This window comes from Mesorhizobium sp. WSM4821, assembly GCF_055901555.1.
On sequence record NZ_CM148371.1, the window covers coordinates 149,470 to 167,244 of the forward strand.

Genomic DNA, 17,775 nt, shown 5'->3' on the forward strand with positions numbered 1-17,775 from the left:
CTTTCACTGCCGATCAAATGAAGTAGCGATTCTAGACATGACGAAAATTAGGAGGAACGAAAGAGCCAACATAATAATCGAGATTGCCGCTCCACTCGGATAATTCGCAACTTCGCCGAAGCGGCTGTAGATAAGATTTGATATAAATAGCACGCGCCCTCGGCCCAAGATCAAAGGGATAACGAAGGCGCTCACGCCAATCGTCATCGATACCAGAAACGCAGAGACAAGTCCGCGGATGCACAATGGCAACGTTATCGTGATATGCGTCTTGGCTGCTGATGCGCCAAGGGACTGAGCCGCTTCTGCGAGGCGCGGGTTGAGATTCTGTATCGCCCCGACCAAAACCAGGATCGACATTGGTATTGCGTAGTGGAGCAACCCCGCGATGACCACGAAATCAATGTACAGATGGCCATTGGTATTTATCCCTGCGGCGGACATGATCCGCGCGAATGTTCCGACGGAGCCGAAGGTCAAATCAATCGAATAGACACGAACCAGGGCGCTCAGGAACATCAGCCCAATGAGAGTTGAAATCGCCGCCTTTCTGACTAGCGGCGATGCACTCCTTGCAACCCAATATGCTATCGGAAAGGCTATGAGGACGGCCAGAGCTGCGGCGATGAAGGCCAGGAGATAAGTCTGAATAAAGTATCGCGCATAAACCGGGAGAATGAGTTCGGTATAGTTTTCGGTGGTAAGCGGAGCTCCTTCCTTCGAGCCAATCCGCCCGGGCTCGAAGATGCGAAAGCTCTGATCAAACACCGCCAACATCGGCAGCACAAGGAATAGGAAAAATGATGCCACTGCGGGGAATAGCAGTACCGTTTGAGATCTCCTGCTCCTCATCCACTCTCTCCGGCTTTGAGTTCTTTTCTGGCAGCGCTTTTTTTCTTAGAGAAGCGGCATGATCTCCTGCTCCCATCGCTTCATCCAAGCATCAGCCTGTTCGGAAACATAAGCCCAGTCTGGAATGTAGATATATCGGTCCATTTCCTCGCTGTTGAAAACCATAGGCCTCACTTCGTCCGACGTTTTCGCCTTTATATTGACGGGGACGCCCGAAATGACGCGATTGAACTCCTCGTTGTTTTCCGGGTTGATCGCAAAGTTGGCGAATTTTAACGCCGCGTCAGCATTCCTTCCTTTGAGTACGCACCATCCCTCCTGGTAGAGGAACGTCTGAAATCCTGACGCCGGATCCATTTTGGAAAGATATTTGATCTTGAAGTCTTGAGCCAACTTAAGGACACCGGTACCGGCTGCAAAGCTTATGCAAGTTTCGCCGGAGCTGATGGAATTCCCGATATCAGTATCACCGAAAGCCACTCTGCCGATATTTCCGCTACGCGCCAGCTCTTTCACGAAGTCCCAAGCCGGCTCCATGTTCCGCTCGTCACCACCTCTGTGAAGTGCAAGCGCAACCATCTGCAGGTTCGAGTTGTTGCTTGGTGCCGGAAAACAAATTTTCCCTGCCAGCCTAGGGTCCAAGAGGTCATCAATCTTGGTGATCTCAAATGGAGCATTATCCTCTCGATAGAACCAGAAGATCGACGATATGCTACGGGGTATGTTTATGACATTCCCCGCATCATCCTTGATCAGCAGCTTTTTCGGGACATCAGCCAAATTCGGTACCTTCTCCGCGGTGACCGGCTCTGCCCAGCCTTCCCGCGCGATTGCTTGCATCGAAAGATCCCACCCCGCCACAAGGTCTATGCCAGGGTTCGGCCAGGTAGCCTTGATCTTGGGCAGAATAAGTGCGGCCCCGCCGGCATACAGTTGCCAGTTTATTTGGATATCAGACTGTTTGTCCGCGATTTTCTTCATCTCGTCGCTGTAACTTCCGCCCCATTCTGTGGCCGTGATTGTGTCGGCGGCATACGCCCTGTCTACCATCAACGAGCCCAGAGTGCCTATGGCCGTAATCGCCGCTGCATCTTTCAGCAATTTGCGTCGTGATACCGGATTCTTAAACATGTCATTGTTCCCCTTTTGTTACTTTGGTCGTGGTGGAATGAAAGCGCCGCCACACCCGATTGAAAAGTATAATTTTTATATTGCGGCCATCTGGAATTCTGATAACCAAAATTGGCTCCCCCCCACACAAGCAGTTCATCCGACCAGCCGGGTAGCGATTGTCTCGTGAGAATGAGCCTGGGTGTCTTCAATCCTTCCAGCAGCCCGTCCTGCCGCGCCTGCATGGTGAAGGCAGCGGCGAGCGTCAAAGATTTGGCGACCGTCGCAGAGTGGGCACGCGGCCTTCCATCCACCCTGCCGCACGAGAGCCTGGGGAGGTTCCTTGCCTATCCGTTATGTCAGACAGGACTGGCGCGGGCAGTCTTCCGCATCGCGCGGTACAGCCGGGTACACTCGTTCCACAATATGGCCCGGGCCTCCGGTATCGCCTATCACCGTGGCAAGCATGTCATGGCCCTCGATCGGTTCGCGAATGCGCGCCTCGAAATGCCCCCGGCTCACCTCGCCAACCTTGAGCCCGTAAGCGAGTAGGATTCCGCGGATGCTGAGCTCAACGTCAAGTAGCTGGGCCTGCAACAGCTTCCGGCCGACCAACAGTGCGCGTACCTCCTGGGCATCTGCAGACTTGGTGTGCACAGGACGCAGCAACTGTGCGATCCCGGGGAGACCCGCCTTCCTGGCTGCGCGGAGCGCCGGCCCGTTACGGCATCTAAAACAGCTTATGGTGCTGCGATGCCGGCGCATTGGTGTTGGCGCTACGCCGGCATCGCAATGCTGGACAGTCAGTAATTTACCAGCAGGTCACGGGGCATGCTGCTCAGCGACTTGGCGCCGTTCTCGGTCACTCGGACAGTCTCACTGAAGATGTAGCCGTCATCCTTCTCAAAAATGCCGATGAGGACGTGGAAGGTCATGTTGGGTTCAATCACGGTGTCGTCGTCCTCTTGGAAGCTGATTCCGCTGTCGACCCAACCAAGGCCGATGGAGTAGCCGCTCCTGGATTCCTTACGCACGCCGTATGGTTTAAAGGCGCGCTGGAATGCTTGCGAAACTTCAGAGCACTTAACTCCCGGCCGTAGCGTTTCGACCTGCGCGAGGAAGCCGTCGAGGGCGGCTTGATGCAGGTGCCGGGCCCGAGCCGTTGGCTCGCCCAAAAAAACCGTCCGTGACAGGGCGCAGGCATAACGGTGTCGAAAGGCGCCAATCTCGAAATTAGTCTGACAGCCCATTTTATAGCTCGCGTCGGACCACTTAAGATGCGGTGCGTTGGCGGGAGAACCAACCGGCATGGTTGGAAAGGCGCAAACACCCCCGGGAATTTCCGGTGTGCCTTTGACCAAAGCATGCGTGACGGCAGCCCCTACGTCGCATTCGCGCGCCCCAGCAGCGATCTCGAGCCGGCCCACCTGCATGGCCCTATCCACGATCTTTCCGGCCTGTTCCATGTAGGCAAGCTCAGCTGGTGATTTTACCCTCTTGAGCTTAGAAATCATGCCATCAGCGTCGATGAACTTCGAGGAGTCCAAGCTGTTTCCGAGGGCGGCATGGTCCTTTACTCCAAACGTTTTGGCCGTCAGTTCGACCCCGATGCGGCTCGACTTGGTGCGCTCGCGGATCAGATCGGCAATCGGCTGCCATGCCGTCCGCTGGCTCGACCCAATGTACTTCTCGGGATAACTGAGGATGCGCGATTCCGATAAGTACGAGGTGGGCGTTGCGCACAAAGTGTCGATTTCGCGCAAAATCAGCCACGGATCTTCATCGTCTTGACACACGAGAGCGAGCTGCGGAACGTACTCCGAGTACCCGTCATAGCCGGTGAGATAGTTCATATTATTTTCGTTCATGACAAGCAGCGCATCCATACCGTTCGCCGCCATTTGCTGTCGCAGCCGAGCAGTGCGCTCGCGGTATTCCTGTTGACTAAATGCAGGCGCGCGTTCCTGTTGACTAGATGTGGGCATGAGCAGTTTTCCTCTCTCTGGTAAATGACGATTGCACGAGGCAATCAATTGGCTTTGTTTTTCTCAAAGGCGCCTTGAACCCGATCGTCCATTTGGCTAGGTAGGCAGCCCACTTCGACCCGTTCGAGGCGGTAGTCAGGTAACGCCAGCGGAGGCGTCAACCATCCACTCGGTCAGGCTCTTGCTGAAGCTGCGCGGGACGAGAAGGTCGCATTCGAATGCGCTCCTGCGCAGCAGCAGGACCGGCACGCGATGGAGGCCAGTCTGGACCGCCCGTCCCTCGCCAAGCGTCTCCCAATCCACCGCGACGCACCGCTCCAGCACATGTTTGAGGCCCCCGCCGGAGAGGCGCAACCGCACGCTGCCCTCGCCGAGCGGGAGCGCGCAACCGAGTTCCGGATCGACATAGGCATTAGGCGGCGGGCCGTCGCAAAGCAGCCAGAACCGGCGCGGCGCAATGCGAACGACGAGCCAGCCGTCATGACGCGCCGTATCGCCGACCTTGTTCGGCAGCGGCCCGCCTAGCATCCGGTGTAGTTCCGCCTCGAATTGCGCCATCTCGCCGTCCCAGCCCTCGAATTGGACGATCGCGCAGTCATAAGCCGCCGTCGCGAACCCCGCCATGTTCGAACCATCAGCCATGGAGCCGCTCTCCCTTCGGGTCGAGGAACATGGGCGAGACTACCCGAGCCCGTACCGTGTGGCCTTCGATCGGATAAGTGGCGACGATCTCGGCGCCCTCCTCTGCGGCATTCCGGGCAAGCAGTCCGAGCCCCACCCAGGCGTCAAGCGTGGGGCTGTAGGTCACCGAGGTAATGCGGCCGAGACCGTGGCCATGCATCGGCTCGCCAGGCCTGAACAGGATGGCGCCGCCGCGCAACTGCTTGCCCGGCTCGACGCAGCGCAGCCCGACCAGCCGCGGGCGCGCCGGGTCGCTGAAGGCCTCGCGGCGGCCAAGCACCTCGCCCACATAGCCGCTGCGCTTGCTCGCCATGCGGCTGAGCCCGAGGTCATCGAGCGTCGTCCTGCCGTCGATCTCCGGTCCCGCGACATGGCCCTTCTCGACGCGCAGAGCGCCCAGAGCCTCGACGCCGTAAGGCTTCAGGCCGAAAGGCGCGCCGACCTCCATCAGCCGGCACCACACATCCTTGCCCAGGGTCGCACCGTTGCCAGGCGCGAGACGGACATATTTGATCTGCACTGCAATTCACTTTGCGTTGACAGGCTGGATGCAGTTTGAAGACTGCCCGCCAAATATGCGCCACACGGCGTTGGTTCACCAACATAAAGTCGCGAATGGTACCATCGCGTTTTCAGATACAAGAGTTGCCCCTTGGGAGATGGCACGTTTGAATTAGACTTCGTCGAAAGGCAGGTTGACCACTACCCGATTGCCCAATGTATCGATGAATCGGGGTCGTCAGCTAGGTCGCGGCCAACTGCCGGCATTCTTTCGAGAAGCCGTGAAGCCAACGGGTGTCGATGCCCGATGAGGACCGGTTGCCCGCCTCCAGCATAGTCGCGAATGCCCGCGTTACGAAACAGGACGACTGAGGCAGAGTGGAATTTGATCACGCTACTCATGGCCACGCCCCGCCCGACGGGGCGCAAATGGCCATTGCGCGAGATCTTGAACGTGATCTTCTTCGTCATCCGCGGCGGGATTGGAGGATTGGATCATTATTTCGCCATCGGATTCTCCGTCGAGGAGCATGGTATTTGCTGATTTTGCCTATTCGGCGACACTGCCAGTTCGAGAAGATCAACCACAAAGTCGTAGTGCTGGATCGCGAACGGTGCGGCCGAGAGGCTTGACGTTGCCCCCGATCAGCCCTCGTTCATAACTGGACTCTGTTCTCCTTGTGGTCCGTTCTGGACCGGGTTGCAAACTCATTCGGGGTGAGGCCGCGCAGGCTCGTGTGCGGCCGGTGCTCGTTGTAGTCGATCCTCCACTCTTCCATGATGCGGCGTGCGGTGGCAATGCCGCGGAACAGGTGCTCGTTGAGGCATTCGTCCCGGAAGCGGCCGTTCAGGCTCTCGACGAAGCCGTTCTGGGTGGGCTTGCCGGGCGCGATGTAGTGCCACTCGACGCGGTTGTCCTCCTGCCACTGCAGGATCGCCCGCGAGGTCAGCTCGGTGCCGTTGTCAGAGACGATCATCAGCGGCCGGCCGCGCGCCTCGACGAGAACATCGAGTTCCCGCGCCACCCGCAGGCCCGACAGCGATATGTCCACCACGAGCGCCAGGCACTCGCGGTGAAGTCGTCGACCACCACCAGGACCCGGAACCGCCGACCGTCGGCCAGCATGTCCGACACGAAGTCCAGGCTCCAGCGCTGGTTCGGGCCCTGCGGCAGCGTCATGGGCGCTCGCGCACCCAAGGCTCGCTTGCGGCCGCCGCGCTTCTTCACCGTCAACCGTTCCTCCCGGTAGAGCCGAAACAGCTTCTTGTGGTTCAGCTCGATACCTTCACGCCGAAGCAGGATGTGCAGCCGGCTGCGAAACGGATCGCGCAGGAGTTCGGTTGCGCGCGCAATACGGTTCGTCGCTACCTTCGCGAAGGTGGGGTGGTGTCGTATCGCCAGCCAGTCCGTCGAACAGCATTTGACGGACTGGACGATTGGCTTGCTGCTCGACCGAGGCATTGCATTCGCACAGTCGATTGCCCGCGCGCGACGCGAGATTCGGGCCTTGCTGGAGGATGGTGCCGCTGAGATAAGTGAACTCTTCCGATCGATGCTCGCGCAGCTCTACGCCATCTTCCGCACCCTCGACGAACAGATTGCCTGGTTCGATCGAGAGATTGAGAAGGTCTTCCGCTCAAGTGAGACCTGCCGTCGCCTTGCCAAGATCAAGGGAGTGGGTCCGAAGACGGCCACCGCAATTGTGGCCGCGGTCGGCAACGGAGCCGAGTTCACCAATGGTAGGCATCTCGCTGCGTGGATGGGTCTCGTGCCCCGTCAGCATTCGAGTGGCAATCGGCAGCGACTCTTCGGCATCTCCAAGCGCGGAGACCGTCATCTGCGGACCCTGCTAATCCATGGCGCACGAGCTGTTGTTCGTACATCAGCATCCCGCAACGACGCACAAGGTGCCTGGATTAGGGACCTCCAGGCTCGGCGCGGCGCAGCCAAGACAATCGTCGCGGTGGCCAACAAGAATGCGCGTCATCTTCGCGATGCTGAAAGCGGGTACAGAATACCGGGCGGCCTGACGGACGTCCGGAGAGGTGTGAACGATCAGAGAAGTGTACCGGCCGACGTGATCGGCGCGTGAGGACCCTGACTTTTATAATGGCTCTGAGAAGCCGCCCAGTTGTTGAGGCTCACGCCGCGCGGATTACCCATTTGGGCGCGCCAGCATTCCTGGCGACGCCGGATAGATGTTGGCGCCCAAGTCTGCCGGGATCTTACTCGAATCGCTTACACCGGGAGTGCGTGTTTCGGTAATTCCCGGACACCCTTTTCGCTAAATCCCGGACAGTGATTTCAGTAATTCGCGGACAGCGATTCCGCTAAATCCCGGACAGTTTTCGGGAGCGGATTTAGCGGTCGGTTCTTGGCTGCGCCGTTCTGGCAGTTTGGCCTCTCACGATGATGTTGAGAGGGGCCATGCCGAGACGGAAGCAAGCGAGACGAACGAGTGTGAGGGACATCCAAGCGATCTTGCGCCTGACCCATGAGCAGGGTCTTTCGGTGCGTGAAGTGTCGGAACGGCTGAAGATCAGCAAGACGACAGTATCGACCTATTTGCTACGGGCGCGGGAGGCCGGGCTGTCATGCTGGCCGCTGCCGCCGGGCCACGACGACGCGACACTTGAGCGGCTGCTGTTTGGCCGTGCCGGTCGTCCGCCGCAAGACCTGAGCGAACCGGACTTTGCGCTGATCGCCAGGGAGCTGAAGCGCAAGGGGGTGACGCTGACGCTGTTGTGGCAGGAGTATCGCGCCGCCCATCCCGACGGCTACGGCTACACCTGGTTCTGCGAGCACTTCGCCGCTTTCGAGCGCCGGACGAGCGCGACATTCCGCAATCGGCATGCGGCGGGCGCGGTGATGCAGACGGACTATGCCGGGCAGACGGTGCCGGTGATCGATCCGGCGACCGGCGTCATTTACCCGGCGCAGATTTTTGTCGCGGTGCTGGGCGCATCCAATCTGACCTTCGCCTTTGCCAGCTCCAGTCAAAAGCTGCCGGACTGGATCGAGGGCCAGGTACGAGCGCTCGCCTTCTTCGGCGGCGTCACCAGAGCGATCGTGTGCGACAACCTGAAGGCCGGTGTCGTCAAGGCGCTGTGGTTCGAGCCGACGCTGAACGCGACCTTTGCCGCCATGGCCGAGCACTACGACACCACCGTCCTGCCGACCCGCAGCCGCAAGCCGCGCGACAAGGCGAAGGTTTCATAGTGCGTCCTGTTCGGCTGATGGCACGGTAATGGAGGCAGGGCGGGCGGGATTAGCGTTACAGCCTGGGCGACCTTTGATGATCTCGAGGTGGGAAGGAATATCCCACAGACCCCGGCTGAGATTGTCGCTGTAGACTTTGGTGATGAGCCCCTGACGTCCCCATTGATGCACGGTGGTCTCGGCGATCTCGAAGCGTTCGGCCACTTCCTGGGTGGTGAGCATACCACAATCGCGCAGGCGCTGGCGACGACCGGGCAGGTTATAAGTTCTGCGGATGAAAGCGATTTTCTTGAGATTGAACGGCTTGCCGTCCCAGGTCCGCAGACCGCGTTCATTGAAGATGTCGGCGACCTCGCGATCGCAATAACGGTCGAGCAAGCGGTCGACCTCGGCGATCAAGTCGGGCTTGGATTTACGGATCTGGAAGATCGGCAGCGGCCGGTCCAGCGTCAAGGTTCGGGTCGCCCCGCCGGAGAGCCGCACGTTTGCGGTAATCGTCTCGGCCTTGATTAAGGTGACATCGGCGACCAGCAGACGGAAGATGCGCTTGCGCTCGCGGACGTCGATGCGCGGATCGTTCCAGATCCGGGGGAACTGCGCGACAAGATCGCGGACGCGTTGCTGCGTCTCTGCATCAAGGGCGGCGGCTTCCTCGGGCGCGCGTCGTTCATAGTCCTCGACGACGTCGGTGTGAAGCCGCAGCTTCTCGTTCCACTCGGCCTCGAGAGTGTCGGCAACGAGGCGATTGTCGGGATCTACCTTCATGTAGCGGCGCCGGGCGAGCTCGGCGTCATGACGCGTCCGCTCGATATGTTGTCGGCGCAACGTGTCCATCTCGGCGGCGCGTGCCTCCAATTCGCGTTGCACCGCCAAGGTGACCTCAAGCGTCATCGGCGTCATCAGTTCGACAAGCAATGCACCCACCGCCGGGTCAACGACTTTGCCGGGCACGGACTGGCAGACCTTGCCGCCACGGCGGGTGGCGGTTTCCTGGCAGATATAGGTCGGGACGGGCTTACCGTGCTCCTGGCTGTAATGGACGCCCATGCGCCCGCCGCAAAGGCCGCAGAGAACTCTGCCCTGGAGCAAGGCGGATCCTTCGCGGACCGGCCCGGCGCGGCGCTGCATTCCGTAGGCTTGCGCATTGGTGGCGAGACGCTCCTGGTTGGCCTTGAAGCGCTCCCAGTCGATATAGCCCGGATGCAGGTCGGGCATGACGAACCGCCAGTCAGCCATATCCACCTTGATCTGCGAGACGCCGCCGCCCGGCCGGGGCCGTCCATGCGTTCGACCGTAGACGAAGGCGCCGGCATATCTCGGATTATGCAGGACCTGGAGGATGCGGGCGTGCCGTGGCGGCGCCCACATGAGTTCGCCTTTGTGCAGTCCCTTGCGCAGTCGCCGCGGGAACAGGATGCCTTCGTCGAGGAAGAACTTGACGGTTCTGGTTGCGCTGCCCAGGCGCTCGAAGGTGGTGAACACCATGCGGAGCGCGGCCTGCACCTCGGCGTCCGGGTCGAGTGCGAGGGCGCCATCGGGCAAGTAGACCAAGCCCACGGGCGGGCCTATCTTCAGATCGCCGCGGCTTGCCTTGTTGAGTTGGCCGCCGCGCATGCGCGCCTTGAGGAAGTGCAATTCGGCTTCCGACATCGTTCCTTTCAAACCCAAAAGAAGTCTGTCGTTGAAGCTTTCCGGGTCGTAGATGCCATCCTCATCGAGGATGAGGGTGCTGGTCAGGGCGCACAGCTCAAGCAGCCGGTGCCAGTCGGCGGAGTTGCGGGCCAGGCGCGAGACCTCCAGCCCCATGACGACGCCGGCCTTGGCGAGCGCGACTTCGCTGACCAGTTCCTGGAAGCCGTCGCGGGCAACGGCGCTGGATCCCGATTTGCCCAGGTCGCAGTCGATCACGTGGATGCGTTCGGTCGGCCAGCCGGCGGCAATGGCGCGATCACGCAGCCCATATTGTCGCTGCGTGCTCTCGCCGTTCTCGGCGACCTGTCGAAGCGTCGACTGACGGATGTAGAGGTAGGCGTCGCGCCGCAGGTGATCGGCGGTGACTTTGAGGTCAGGCATGTGCTGGCTCCGCGGTTAGCGTGACAACAAGGCTGGCAAGGATGAGGGTGAGCTCGCTGGTGGCGATCGCGCCTGCCGACGGGGGGCGATGTACCGGGCAAGGCGGCGTAAAGTTGGGTGTTATCGTTGCGGCCTTGATCCAGGCGACCATGCCTTGACGGTGCAGGGTTACGAGTCCTGATCCGGTGATCAGCCGGGCGCTGAGCACCGCGGCGCGCAGTTCTTCGTATGTGCCGACGAGGCTGGTCGCGCGGACGGTTAAGGCTGATCGAGTCGTTTTTTTTTGGGCGCCATGGCCCGCTCCAGACTTCGCCGGTGCACCCTGACGCCAAAGCGTGTGGCGATAGCGTCTACACATTGCGGCACGGTGAGGTCGGGCCGCGTCGTCCTGATTTGGTCGATGTAGGCGAGGACCTCGGCAGAGATCTTGTGTCCGCCCTTTGGACCCCGCTGCCGGGGCACCAGCCCGGCGAGGCCCTGGTCGGCCAAGGCGCTCTGAGCTTTGTAGAAGGTCGGCCGCGAGACCCCGAAGGCGCTGGCGACGTCGCTGATCGGCACGCGATCGGCCTGATGGCGGCGCACCATCTCGTAGCGGACCTGCACAAGGTCCCTGGCATCGAAGAAGGGATTGGCGGCAAACAGCGTGTCGCGCACGGCCTCGGGGTGGGGGTTGAGCGCGCCGTCGCGGGCCAAGGCCTCGGCCTTTGGGTCGCGTCGTCTTGGCTTTGGCTTCGCCATGACCATCATCCAAACTGATTCGTAAATATAAATACGCCTTACACGATGAGACGTCAAACAAGACAACTCCACGACGCTCAAGGTAACTCCCACAATGCTGGGCGTATCTCCGGTATCCGAGCAGGCGCTGCGGCGTAATTTGCCTTACACCAGCGGCGTATTTAACCTTACGCATCCTCCGCCTCCACCGGCGCAGCGATCCGATCCAGCAGTGTGAGCAAATCCAATAGGTCGACCGTCCGGAACGCCGCGCGCCCGGCCGCGACGCGCCGGAATGCGTCAGGCTGCTCCATGTCCGTCATTGCGGCGGCAATCGTGGGCAAGGTCCCGTCCGCCGCTCGGTAGATCACCCGGTCGTCGCCCCAATGCGGGCTGCGGCTGATCATGTCGAAGGTCTGGCCTTTAAGCGGGTGGAATGGGTGAGTAATGCGGACCGTGAGGCCGGTCGTCCCCACACGGGCTGCAGTTGACGGCTTTATCCAAGGCAAAGGTCGAAGGCGCGGGGCTGATTGTCGAGCGCTGGATTCTGGCGCGGCTGAGGAATTGATCCTTCTTCTCGATCGCCGAGCTCAACGCGGCGATCGCCGAACTGCTCGAGGAGTTGAACAACCGGCCGATGCGCCATATCGGCCAAAGCCGCCGCGAACTGTTCGAGGAGATCGAGCGGGCTGCCTTGAAGCCGCTGCCGGCGGCACCGTTCGAATACGCCGAGTGGAAGTCGGCGAAGGTCCATCCTGATTACCATGTCGAGGTCGACAAGACCTTCTACTCGGTGCCGCACCGGCTGATCGGGCGCACCGTCGAGGTGCGGCTCACGCATCGAGTGGTCGAGATCTTCCACGATCACCAGCGTGTCGCCAGCCATGTGCGTCGCTCGCAGCGTTCCGGCCATGTCACCGTCAACGAACACATGCCCAAGGCGCACCAGCGCTACGCTAACACCACGCCGGCCAGCCTGATCAGCCGGGCGGCCAGGATTGGCTCCAACGCCGCCATCCTGGTCGAGCGCATGATGCGCGACCGACCGCATCCGGAACAGGGATACCGCTCGGCCATGGGCATCCTGTCGCTGGCGCCGCGCTATGGGCCGGAGCGTCTCGATGCCGCCTGCGAGCGGGCGCTGCTGATCAACGCGATCGCCTACTCCTCCGTCACCGCCATCCTCAAAGCCGGTCTCGACCGAGCCAGCTCTGCAGAACCGGCAAAGCCGACACCCCAGCACGCCAACATCCGCGGCTCCACCTATTACCAGTGAAGGAAAGGAAGAAAGAATGCTGACGAACCCCACCCTCGACCAGATGCAAACCCTCGGTCTGGCCGGCATGGCTGCCGCCTGGCGCGAACTGGCCGAACGGAACAACGCCAACGAGCTCAGCCGTGACGAGTGGCTCGGCCTGATGGATCTGCTGATCCTGTGATTGTGATAATGGACTGTGTCCGCTCCTGCCGGAATGGTGCTGGATATCGAGTTGCTCGATATCTTCATGACGGATGATCCAGGGCGTACCCTTGCAATACTGCTCGGCCTTCAGATCGCCGGCGCGGATCATGCGCAGCACGGTCATTGGCCGCAGCCCGAGCTTTGCAGCCGTTTCCTGCAATGTATACTCGCCGCGCTCCGACCGTTCGTCCTTTTTGTAGACGGCGATGTCGTGCTGGTTGCGGAAAGAGCAGACACGGGACTGCGTCCATCCGTTCTGACGACCCGTGGTTTTGCCGAGCCTGTTGAGAAGCGATGCGATCGCTCTATCCGGCAATTGGCGTGCCAGGGCACGGATCAGTTCCTCGATGTCCGGCGTGGCGCCCCAACGGTGATGGCCTGCCTTGTTCTTCCTGACCGAAAGCGCGGTATGGTCGCCGCCCTGCCAATGCACCAGCATTTTGATGTGGTCGTCTTCGATGGCGACGACAATCTCGCGGATCACGGCGCGGATGATCCGCTTGCGCGTGGTGGCGGTGGCGTTGGCATGATGCCATGCCAGTTCGAGATCGGCGCCCATGCGCAGCAGGCTCCGCCGTTCCTCTTCTCCCAGAGCCTCAGGCTTGTGGCGGTCGAGCGCGTCAAGCTCGTCCTGACGCTCGCGGACGGCTACGAGCGCGGCATTCCAGCGTCGCTCTAGTTCGCCTGCTACAAGCCGGTTGTCCGGGTCGACGGCGTCATACTGGCGGCGTGCATGGGCGGCTTCATAACGTGCTTGCTCGAGTGCGAGCTCCACATGGCGCCGCTTCTCTCCAGCCTGCACGGTGGTGGTCTCGATGGCCTTGATCGCCGCTTCGATGCCGAGCGGTTGAAGGCGTTGAAGAACCTCCGCGCTGACCGCCTGATCGACCCGCAACGATCCGAAGCCAATGCACGGGTCGGTTCCGTGGTTGAGCTGCGCTCCGCGGCAATGATAGCGCCCCGTATTGCCGTTGCTGCCGGAATAGGAGACATGCAGCTTGCGGCCGCAATGGCCGCAGCGCAAGAGACCGCCGAGCAGCAACTCGCCCCGGCGAAGAGCACCGCGCGGCACCAAGCCTTTGCTTGTGGCATTGTCCGTGATCAGGCGCTGATTCCTCTCAAAATCGTGCCAGCTCAGGTAACCTTCGTGATGGTCGATGAGCAAGACCTCCCAGTCGGCGCGATCGCGCCTGATCCCACGCAAAATCCGTTTGCGTCCGGCCTCTATGGTGACTTTGCTGCAGGTTCGCCCGAACGCATAGGCGCCGGCGTAGATCGGGTTGGTGAGAATGTGGTGCACCGTATTGTAGACGGGCAGCTTCCAGACGATCGCCCTGTCCGCCGCGCGCGTGTAATTTACGGCAGGGAGCATAATGCCCTCGCTGCGCAGCCACAGATGCACCTGCCGGATGCTCTGCAGTTCGTCGAAACGCCGGAATACAAGATCGATCGCCTCGCGGATCCGCAGGTCCGGGTCTTTCTCGATCCGGTTCCGGCCCGACTTGACGTAACCGATCGCCACCGTCAGGAAAAGTTCGCCCCGGCGTGCCTTCTGCTTCAGGGCTTCGATCGAGCGGGCCCGCAGGATCGAAAGCTCCAGTTCGCTCATCGTGCCCTTCATGCCGAGCAGCAACCTGTCGTTGGGATGACGCGGTTCGTAGATGGCGTCCTCATCTATGATGAGCGTTCCGACAAGGCCGCAAAACTCGATGAGCGTATGCCAGTCCCGGCCATTGCGGGCCAGCCGGGAGGCTTCAATGGCGAGGACCGCACCAACCCGACCTTCGCAGATCGCCGCCAGAAGCTTCTCAAAGCCCGGACGGCTGATGCCAGACCCTGAACGACCGAGATCTTCATCGATGACGATGGCTTCTTTCCAGCCAAGGGATCGCGCTCGCTCGGCAAGGCCATATTGGCGTCGCCGGCTCTCGGGATTGTTGACGAGTTGATCGGCCGTCGACTGCCGGACATAGACATAGGCGCCGCGCGCGAGATGTTCAGCGGTGATCTTCATGATCTGCCTCCCGTTCCGTCTGGCTCACCACCGCTTCCCTCAGCAAGGTCTCGATCAGCGGGAGGGTGCGTTCCCGGACTTCGCCTGGAAGACTCGATGGCGGAGCCTTCGTGGAAAACAGGTCTGGCTGGTCGGTTCGGCATTGCCTGCGCTGCATGGTCGTCTCCTGGCTGGCGTGAGTCGCTCTGCAGAAAACGTAGACCTGCATCCACCTCGCTGCGCAGGTCGCGCAGGCATGAAAGGGGAAAACGGGGCGCCTCGCGAACCGCCATCGACAGGGCGATCTCTTCCGTCATCCAGATCGGAATCAGCGTCAGGCTGCCATCCGGTTGTCGCCCGACATAGGCCGGCTCACCGCAATAACGCTGACGGCCTGTGACAAAAATCTCCCCGCCCGAACGCGGATGAAAGGCGTAACGGACAATCTTCTTTGCCTCGCCATCCTGATAACGGGCATTATGAGCCCAGTCCGACCGGAACCGGCAAGTCGTGGCTAGCCTGCGCCTTCGGCCGGCAAGCAGCACGGCTTGATCATTCCGTGCTCTATGTGCGCGTGCCGCGCCTGTTCGAGGATTTGGCGCTCGCCCGTCTCGATGGCCGCTTCCCACGCCTCATCGACAAACTCACCCGCGCACAACTGCTCATCCTCGATGACTTCGGAACCCACTCCCTCACCGACCAACAGCGCTTCCATCTGTTCGAAATCGTCGAGGAACGCTATCGCCGCAAATCCACCCTGATCACCGCCCAGGTCCCGGTGGCCAGATGGCATGACCTGATCGCAGACCCCACCGTCGCCGACGCCATTCTCGACCGGATCGTGCACAACGCCCACCGCATCGTGCTTCAGGGCGACAGCATGCGAAAGCAAAAGGCTGCGCCCCTCTTGACCGGCACCGAAAACGGCGAAATCAATCATCCATGAACGCAACAAGGCACCCGAGGACCGACGCCGCCAGACTGTCCCGACATTAGCGAAACCACTGTCCGGGAATTAGCGGAACCCCTGTCCGGCTTTTGCGAAATGCGCACCGGGAGAGCCGTCCATAGATGTAGAAGGTCGCCTCCGAGATCCCGTGCTTGCGGCACAACTCCGCTGTCGGGATTCCCGCTTGGTGGTCCTTCAGAACGCCAATGATCTGTTCCTCGCTGAACCGGCTCTTCTTCATCTCCGTCTCCTTTCGACGGAGTCCAATTCAAACCGAGGGCATCCCAGGGGGCAACGTCAGGCTTCACCCACGGCCTCCATCATGGACAGCCATACTGTAAGGACCTGCGAGAGTGTCGGGCCGCGCGGCTATGACGCCGGAAGAAGATCAAAGCCGCCAGCGACATGCGCTGGGTCGACACCGACCGTCTTTCAACGAGTTAAGGGTCTGGCTTACGCCACTGGGACGGGTAGCGCGTCAACCCTCGGCCTCGTGAGATAGAGGACGATTAGGCAGAACAGGGGCAGTAGGATCAGTAGCGATGCCACCGCGGCAATTGTCGGGTCGATCTGGTGGCGAATATCCTCCCACATCTTCAGAGGCAGGGTGCGAATCGAGAACCCGCCTATCAGAGATGTAATGACGACCTCATCAAACGAGTGAAGGAACGCGAACATGGCGCCGCCGATAATGCCCGGCCGGATCAGTGGCAGCGTCACCTTCATGAATGTCTGCACCGGATTGGCCCGCATGCTCATGGCCGCCTGCTCCAGCCGCAGGTCAAAATTCGCCAGCGTAGCGGAGACCATCACGACGACATAGCCGATAGCGCCGACGGTATGCGCCAGGACTATGCCGGTCATAGAGCCGAGCAGCCCGAGTTTGACCAGCCCGAGATAGGTCGCGATGCCGACGACGATAACCGGAAATGTAATCGGCGTCAGCATCGCCATGGTCAAGAAGCTGCGCAGCCGGCGACTTGTGCGGTTAAGGCCGTAGGCCGCAAGAGTGCCGACGGTGGTCGACAGGATAACAACCACTATGCCGATCTGGATGCTGGTCCAGGCGGCTTCGTACCAGCCCGGATCACCGAAGAACGAGCGGTACCACTGCAGTGAAAAGCCCGAGGGTGGGAATTCCAAAAACCTCCCCGCGCTGAATGACATAATGACGACCAGAAGTTCCGGAAACAGCAGGTAGAACATGACGACCGCCAGGAACACCGTGCCGACGGTCTTCGACCAACGGCTACCACCGCCGGCCTTGTAGAGCTGAGCCGTCCAGCGCTTCGCCCGACGGGGAGCGAGAAACTCACCGAAATTGCGTTTAAGCACGCCGAATGAAGGGCGCCGACTCAGCCAGGGCTTCCGCGCTGGTTGGGCCCTGCGGCCCTGTGTACCAGAAAGGTCAAGCCCAACCACGGAGAGCACGAGGATGGCTACTGCCAGCAGGATAAAGGCCGAGGCGGCGACGCGCGGCATGTGAAAAGAGGTCTGGACCTGCGACGCGATGAACGTCGACAGCATGGCGTCTCCCAATCCTCCAAGGGCGGCCGGCGTGATGTAGAAGCCGAGGCAGATCACAAAAACCAAAAGGCAGCCGCTGCGCACTCCCGGCATGCTGAGCGGGAAGAAAACGCGCCAGAAAGCGGTGAGCGGCCGCGCACCCATACTACGAGCCGCCGCCATCAGGGATTTGTCAATGCCCATCATGACACTGACCAGAGGCAGGATCATCATGGGCAGCATGATGTGTACCATTCCGATATAGACGGCCATCCTGGTGTAGATGAGTGGCAGCGGACTGGAGATAAGTCCGTGGTCGAGCAGAAGATTGTTGATCATGCCGCGATCGCCAAGAATCACGATCCACGCATATGTCCGCACCAATCCGCTGGTCAGATAAGGCAAAAGGACGAGCACAATGAGCGCCATTCGCAGGTGCTTCGAGCCGGCCACGATCAGATAGGCCGTGGGATAGCCAATAAGGAGGCAGATTGCCGTGGCCACCACACTAATCTCAACAGTCTGGAAGAGAACGCGAACATTCGCTGGCTGGCCGAAAAACGTTTGATAGTTGACGACCGAAAACGCTGGGGCGTTAAGGCTGGTCAGGAATAGCAGGATAATCGGTATGCCGAATACAACGAGCAGGACAACCAGGGCAGGCCCAGTGAGTACGATGGGCATTCGGCCCAATGTCTGAAGCGTCTTCATCTGCATTCCCTCTCA

Annotated in this window: 13 protein-coding genes and 8 pseudogenes; 7 read left to right on the top strand and 14 right to left on the bottom strand. The window is 60.6% G+C overall.

Annotated elements, in window-relative coordinates; genetic code table 11:
* Positions 1-3 precede the first annotated feature (3 nt).
* The 6 genes and pseudogenes from AC0NID_RS00665 to AC0NID_RS00690 all read right to left on the bottom strand — a co-directional run bounded on the left by AC0NID_RS00665 (position 4) and on the right by AC0NID_RS00690 (position 5,148).
* On the bottom strand, positions 4-852 hold the full coding sequence (locus tag AC0NID_RS00665; RefSeq protein WP_473459456.1) for an ABC transporter permease: 849 nt from the start codon (positions 850-852) through the stop codon (positions 4-6).
* Positions 853-897: 45 nt separating this feature from the next.
* A complete protein-coding gene (locus AC0NID_RS00670) occupies positions 898-1,983 on the bottom strand; it encodes an ABC transporter substrate-binding protein (RefSeq protein ID WP_473459458.1) in 1,086 nt (361 codons plus the stop codon).
* Between the two features lie 432 nt (positions 1,984-2,415).
* Positions 2,416-2,643: pseudogene (locus AC0NID_RS00675) on the bottom strand (IS110 family transposase); the annotation flags it as partial.
* 122 nt (positions 2,644-2,765) lie between these two features.
* The gene (locus AC0NID_RS00680) at positions 2,766-3,947 is read right to left on the bottom strand and encodes a M24 family metallopeptidase (RefSeq protein WP_474033400.1); all 1,182 of its coding nucleotides are present in this window, start codon (positions 3,945-3,947) and stop codon (positions 2,766-2,768) included.
* A gap of 135 nt (positions 3,948-4,082) precedes the next feature.
* Positions 4,083-4,589: a sarcosine oxidase subunit gamma gene (locus tag AC0NID_RS00685; RefSeq protein ID WP_473459432.1), complete on the bottom strand. Its 507-nt coding sequence runs from the start codon at positions 4,587-4,589 to the stop codon at positions 4,083-4,085.
* Positions 4,582-5,148, bottom strand: coding sequence for a glycine cleavage T C-terminal barrel domain-containing protein (locus tag AC0NID_RS00690; protein WP_474033401.1), 567 nt, complete (start codon positions 5,146-5,148; stop codon positions 4,582-4,584). Before AC0NID_RS00690 ends, AC0NID_RS00685 begins: the two co-directional genes overlap by 8 nt.
* Positions 5,149-5,514: 366 nt before the next feature.
* Here AC0NID_RS00690 and AC0NID_RS00695 point away from each other — a divergent pair, with 366 nt between their 5' ends.
* Positions 5,515-5,673: a hypothetical protein gene (locus tag AC0NID_RS00695; protein WP_473459500.1), complete on the top strand. Its 159-nt coding sequence runs from the start codon at positions 5,515-5,517 to the stop codon at positions 5,671-5,673.
* 112 nt (positions 5,674-5,785) lie between these two features.
* On the opposite strand, the pseudogene AC0NID_RS00700 reads toward AC0NID_RS00695, so the two are convergent.
* Positions 5,786-6,441, bottom strand: a pseudogene (locus AC0NID_RS00700) (IS3 family transposase); the annotation flags it as partial.
* 3 nt (positions 6,442-6,444) lie between these two features.
* Between AC0NID_RS00700 and AC0NID_RS00705 the strand changes: the two are divergent.
* From AC0NID_RS00705 to istA, 3 genes and pseudogenes are all read left to right on the top strand, one after another.
* A pseudogene (locus tag AC0NID_RS00705) lies at positions 6,445-6,582 on the top strand (IS21 family transposase); the annotation flags it as partial.
* The gene (locus tag AC0NID_RS00710) at positions 6,572-7,222 is read left to right on the top strand and encodes an IS110 family RNA-guided transposase (RefSeq protein ID WP_473522379.1); all 651 of its coding nucleotides are present in this window, start codon (positions 6,572-6,574) and stop codon (positions 7,220-7,222) included. The pseudogene AC0NID_RS00705 and the gene AC0NID_RS00710, both read left to right, overlap by 11 nt.
* Positions 7,223-7,557: 335 nt before the next feature.
* Positions 7,558-8,343: pseudogene (gene istA / locus AC0NID_RS00715) on the top strand (IS21 family transposase); the annotation flags it as partial.
* On the opposite strand, the gene AC0NID_RS00720 reads toward istA, so the two are convergent.
* From AC0NID_RS00720 to AC0NID_RS00730, 3 genes are all read right to left on the bottom strand, one after another.
* Entirely contained in the window at positions 8,344-10,422 is a 2,079-nt protein-coding gene (locus AC0NID_RS00720; RefSeq protein WP_474033402.1) for a recombinase family protein, read from the bottom strand. It abuts the pseudogene before it with no gap.
* Positions 10,423-10,680: 258 nt separating this feature from the next.
* Positions 10,681-11,160 carry a helix-turn-helix domain-containing protein gene (locus tag AC0NID_RS00725; RefSeq protein ID WP_473562986.1) on the bottom strand — a complete coding sequence of 160 codons (480 nt, stop codon included), beginning with the start codon at positions 11,158-11,160 and terminating at the stop codon, positions 10,681-10,683.
* Between the two features lie 167 nt (positions 11,161-11,327).
* Complete coding sequence (locus tag AC0NID_RS00730) at positions 11,328-11,546, bottom strand: DUF5372 family protein (RefSeq protein ID WP_044551253.1); 219 nt, start codon at positions 11,544-11,546, stop codon at positions 11,328-11,330.
* A gap of 95 nt (positions 11,547-11,641) precedes the next feature.
* Here AC0NID_RS00730 and AC0NID_RS00735 point away from each other — a divergent pair.
* Positions 11,642-12,415, top strand: a pseudogene (locus tag AC0NID_RS00735) (Mu transposase domain-containing protein); the annotation flags it as partial.
* On the opposite strand, the gene AC0NID_RS00740 reads toward AC0NID_RS00735, so the two are convergent.
* Positions 12,324-14,615, bottom strand: coding sequence for a recombinase family protein (locus AC0NID_RS00740; RefSeq protein ID WP_474033403.1), 2,292 nt, complete (start codon positions 14,613-14,615; stop codon positions 12,324-12,326). The pseudogene AC0NID_RS00735 and the gene AC0NID_RS00740 overlap by 92 nt on opposite strands.
* Positions 14,612-15,139 (bottom strand): hypothetical protein, encoded by a 528-nt coding sequence (locus AC0NID_RS00745; protein WP_474033489.1) that lies wholly within the window; start codon positions 15,137-15,139, stop codon positions 14,612-14,614. Before AC0NID_RS00745 ends, AC0NID_RS00740 begins: the two co-directional genes overlap by 4 nt.
* On the opposite strand from AC0NID_RS00745, the pseudogene AC0NID_RS00750 reads away from it, so the two are divergent.
* A pseudogene (locus AC0NID_RS00750) lies at positions 15,088-15,540 on the top strand (ATP-binding protein); the annotation flags it as partial. The gene AC0NID_RS00745 and the pseudogene AC0NID_RS00750 overlap by 52 nt on opposite strands.
* 127 nt (positions 15,541-15,667) lie before the next feature.
* Here the strand turns inward: AC0NID_RS00750 and AC0NID_RS00755 are convergent.
* Positions 15,668-15,784: pseudogene (locus AC0NID_RS00755) on the bottom strand (transposase); the annotation flags it as partial.
* A gap of 54 nt (positions 15,785-15,838) precedes the next feature.
* On the opposite strand from AC0NID_RS00755, the pseudogene AC0NID_RS00760 reads away from it, so the two are divergent.
* Positions 15,839-15,956: pseudogene (locus AC0NID_RS00760) on the top strand (IS5/IS1182 family transposase); the annotation flags it as partial.
* 40 nt (positions 15,957-15,996) lie between these two features.
* Here AC0NID_RS00760 and AC0NID_RS00765 read toward each other — a convergent pair.
* Positions 15,997-17,760: an ABC transporter permease subunit gene (locus AC0NID_RS00765; protein ID WP_473459333.1), complete on the bottom strand. Its 1,764-nt coding sequence runs from the start codon at positions 17,758-17,760 to the stop codon at positions 15,997-15,999.
* Positions 17,761-17,775: the final 15 nt, after the last annotated feature.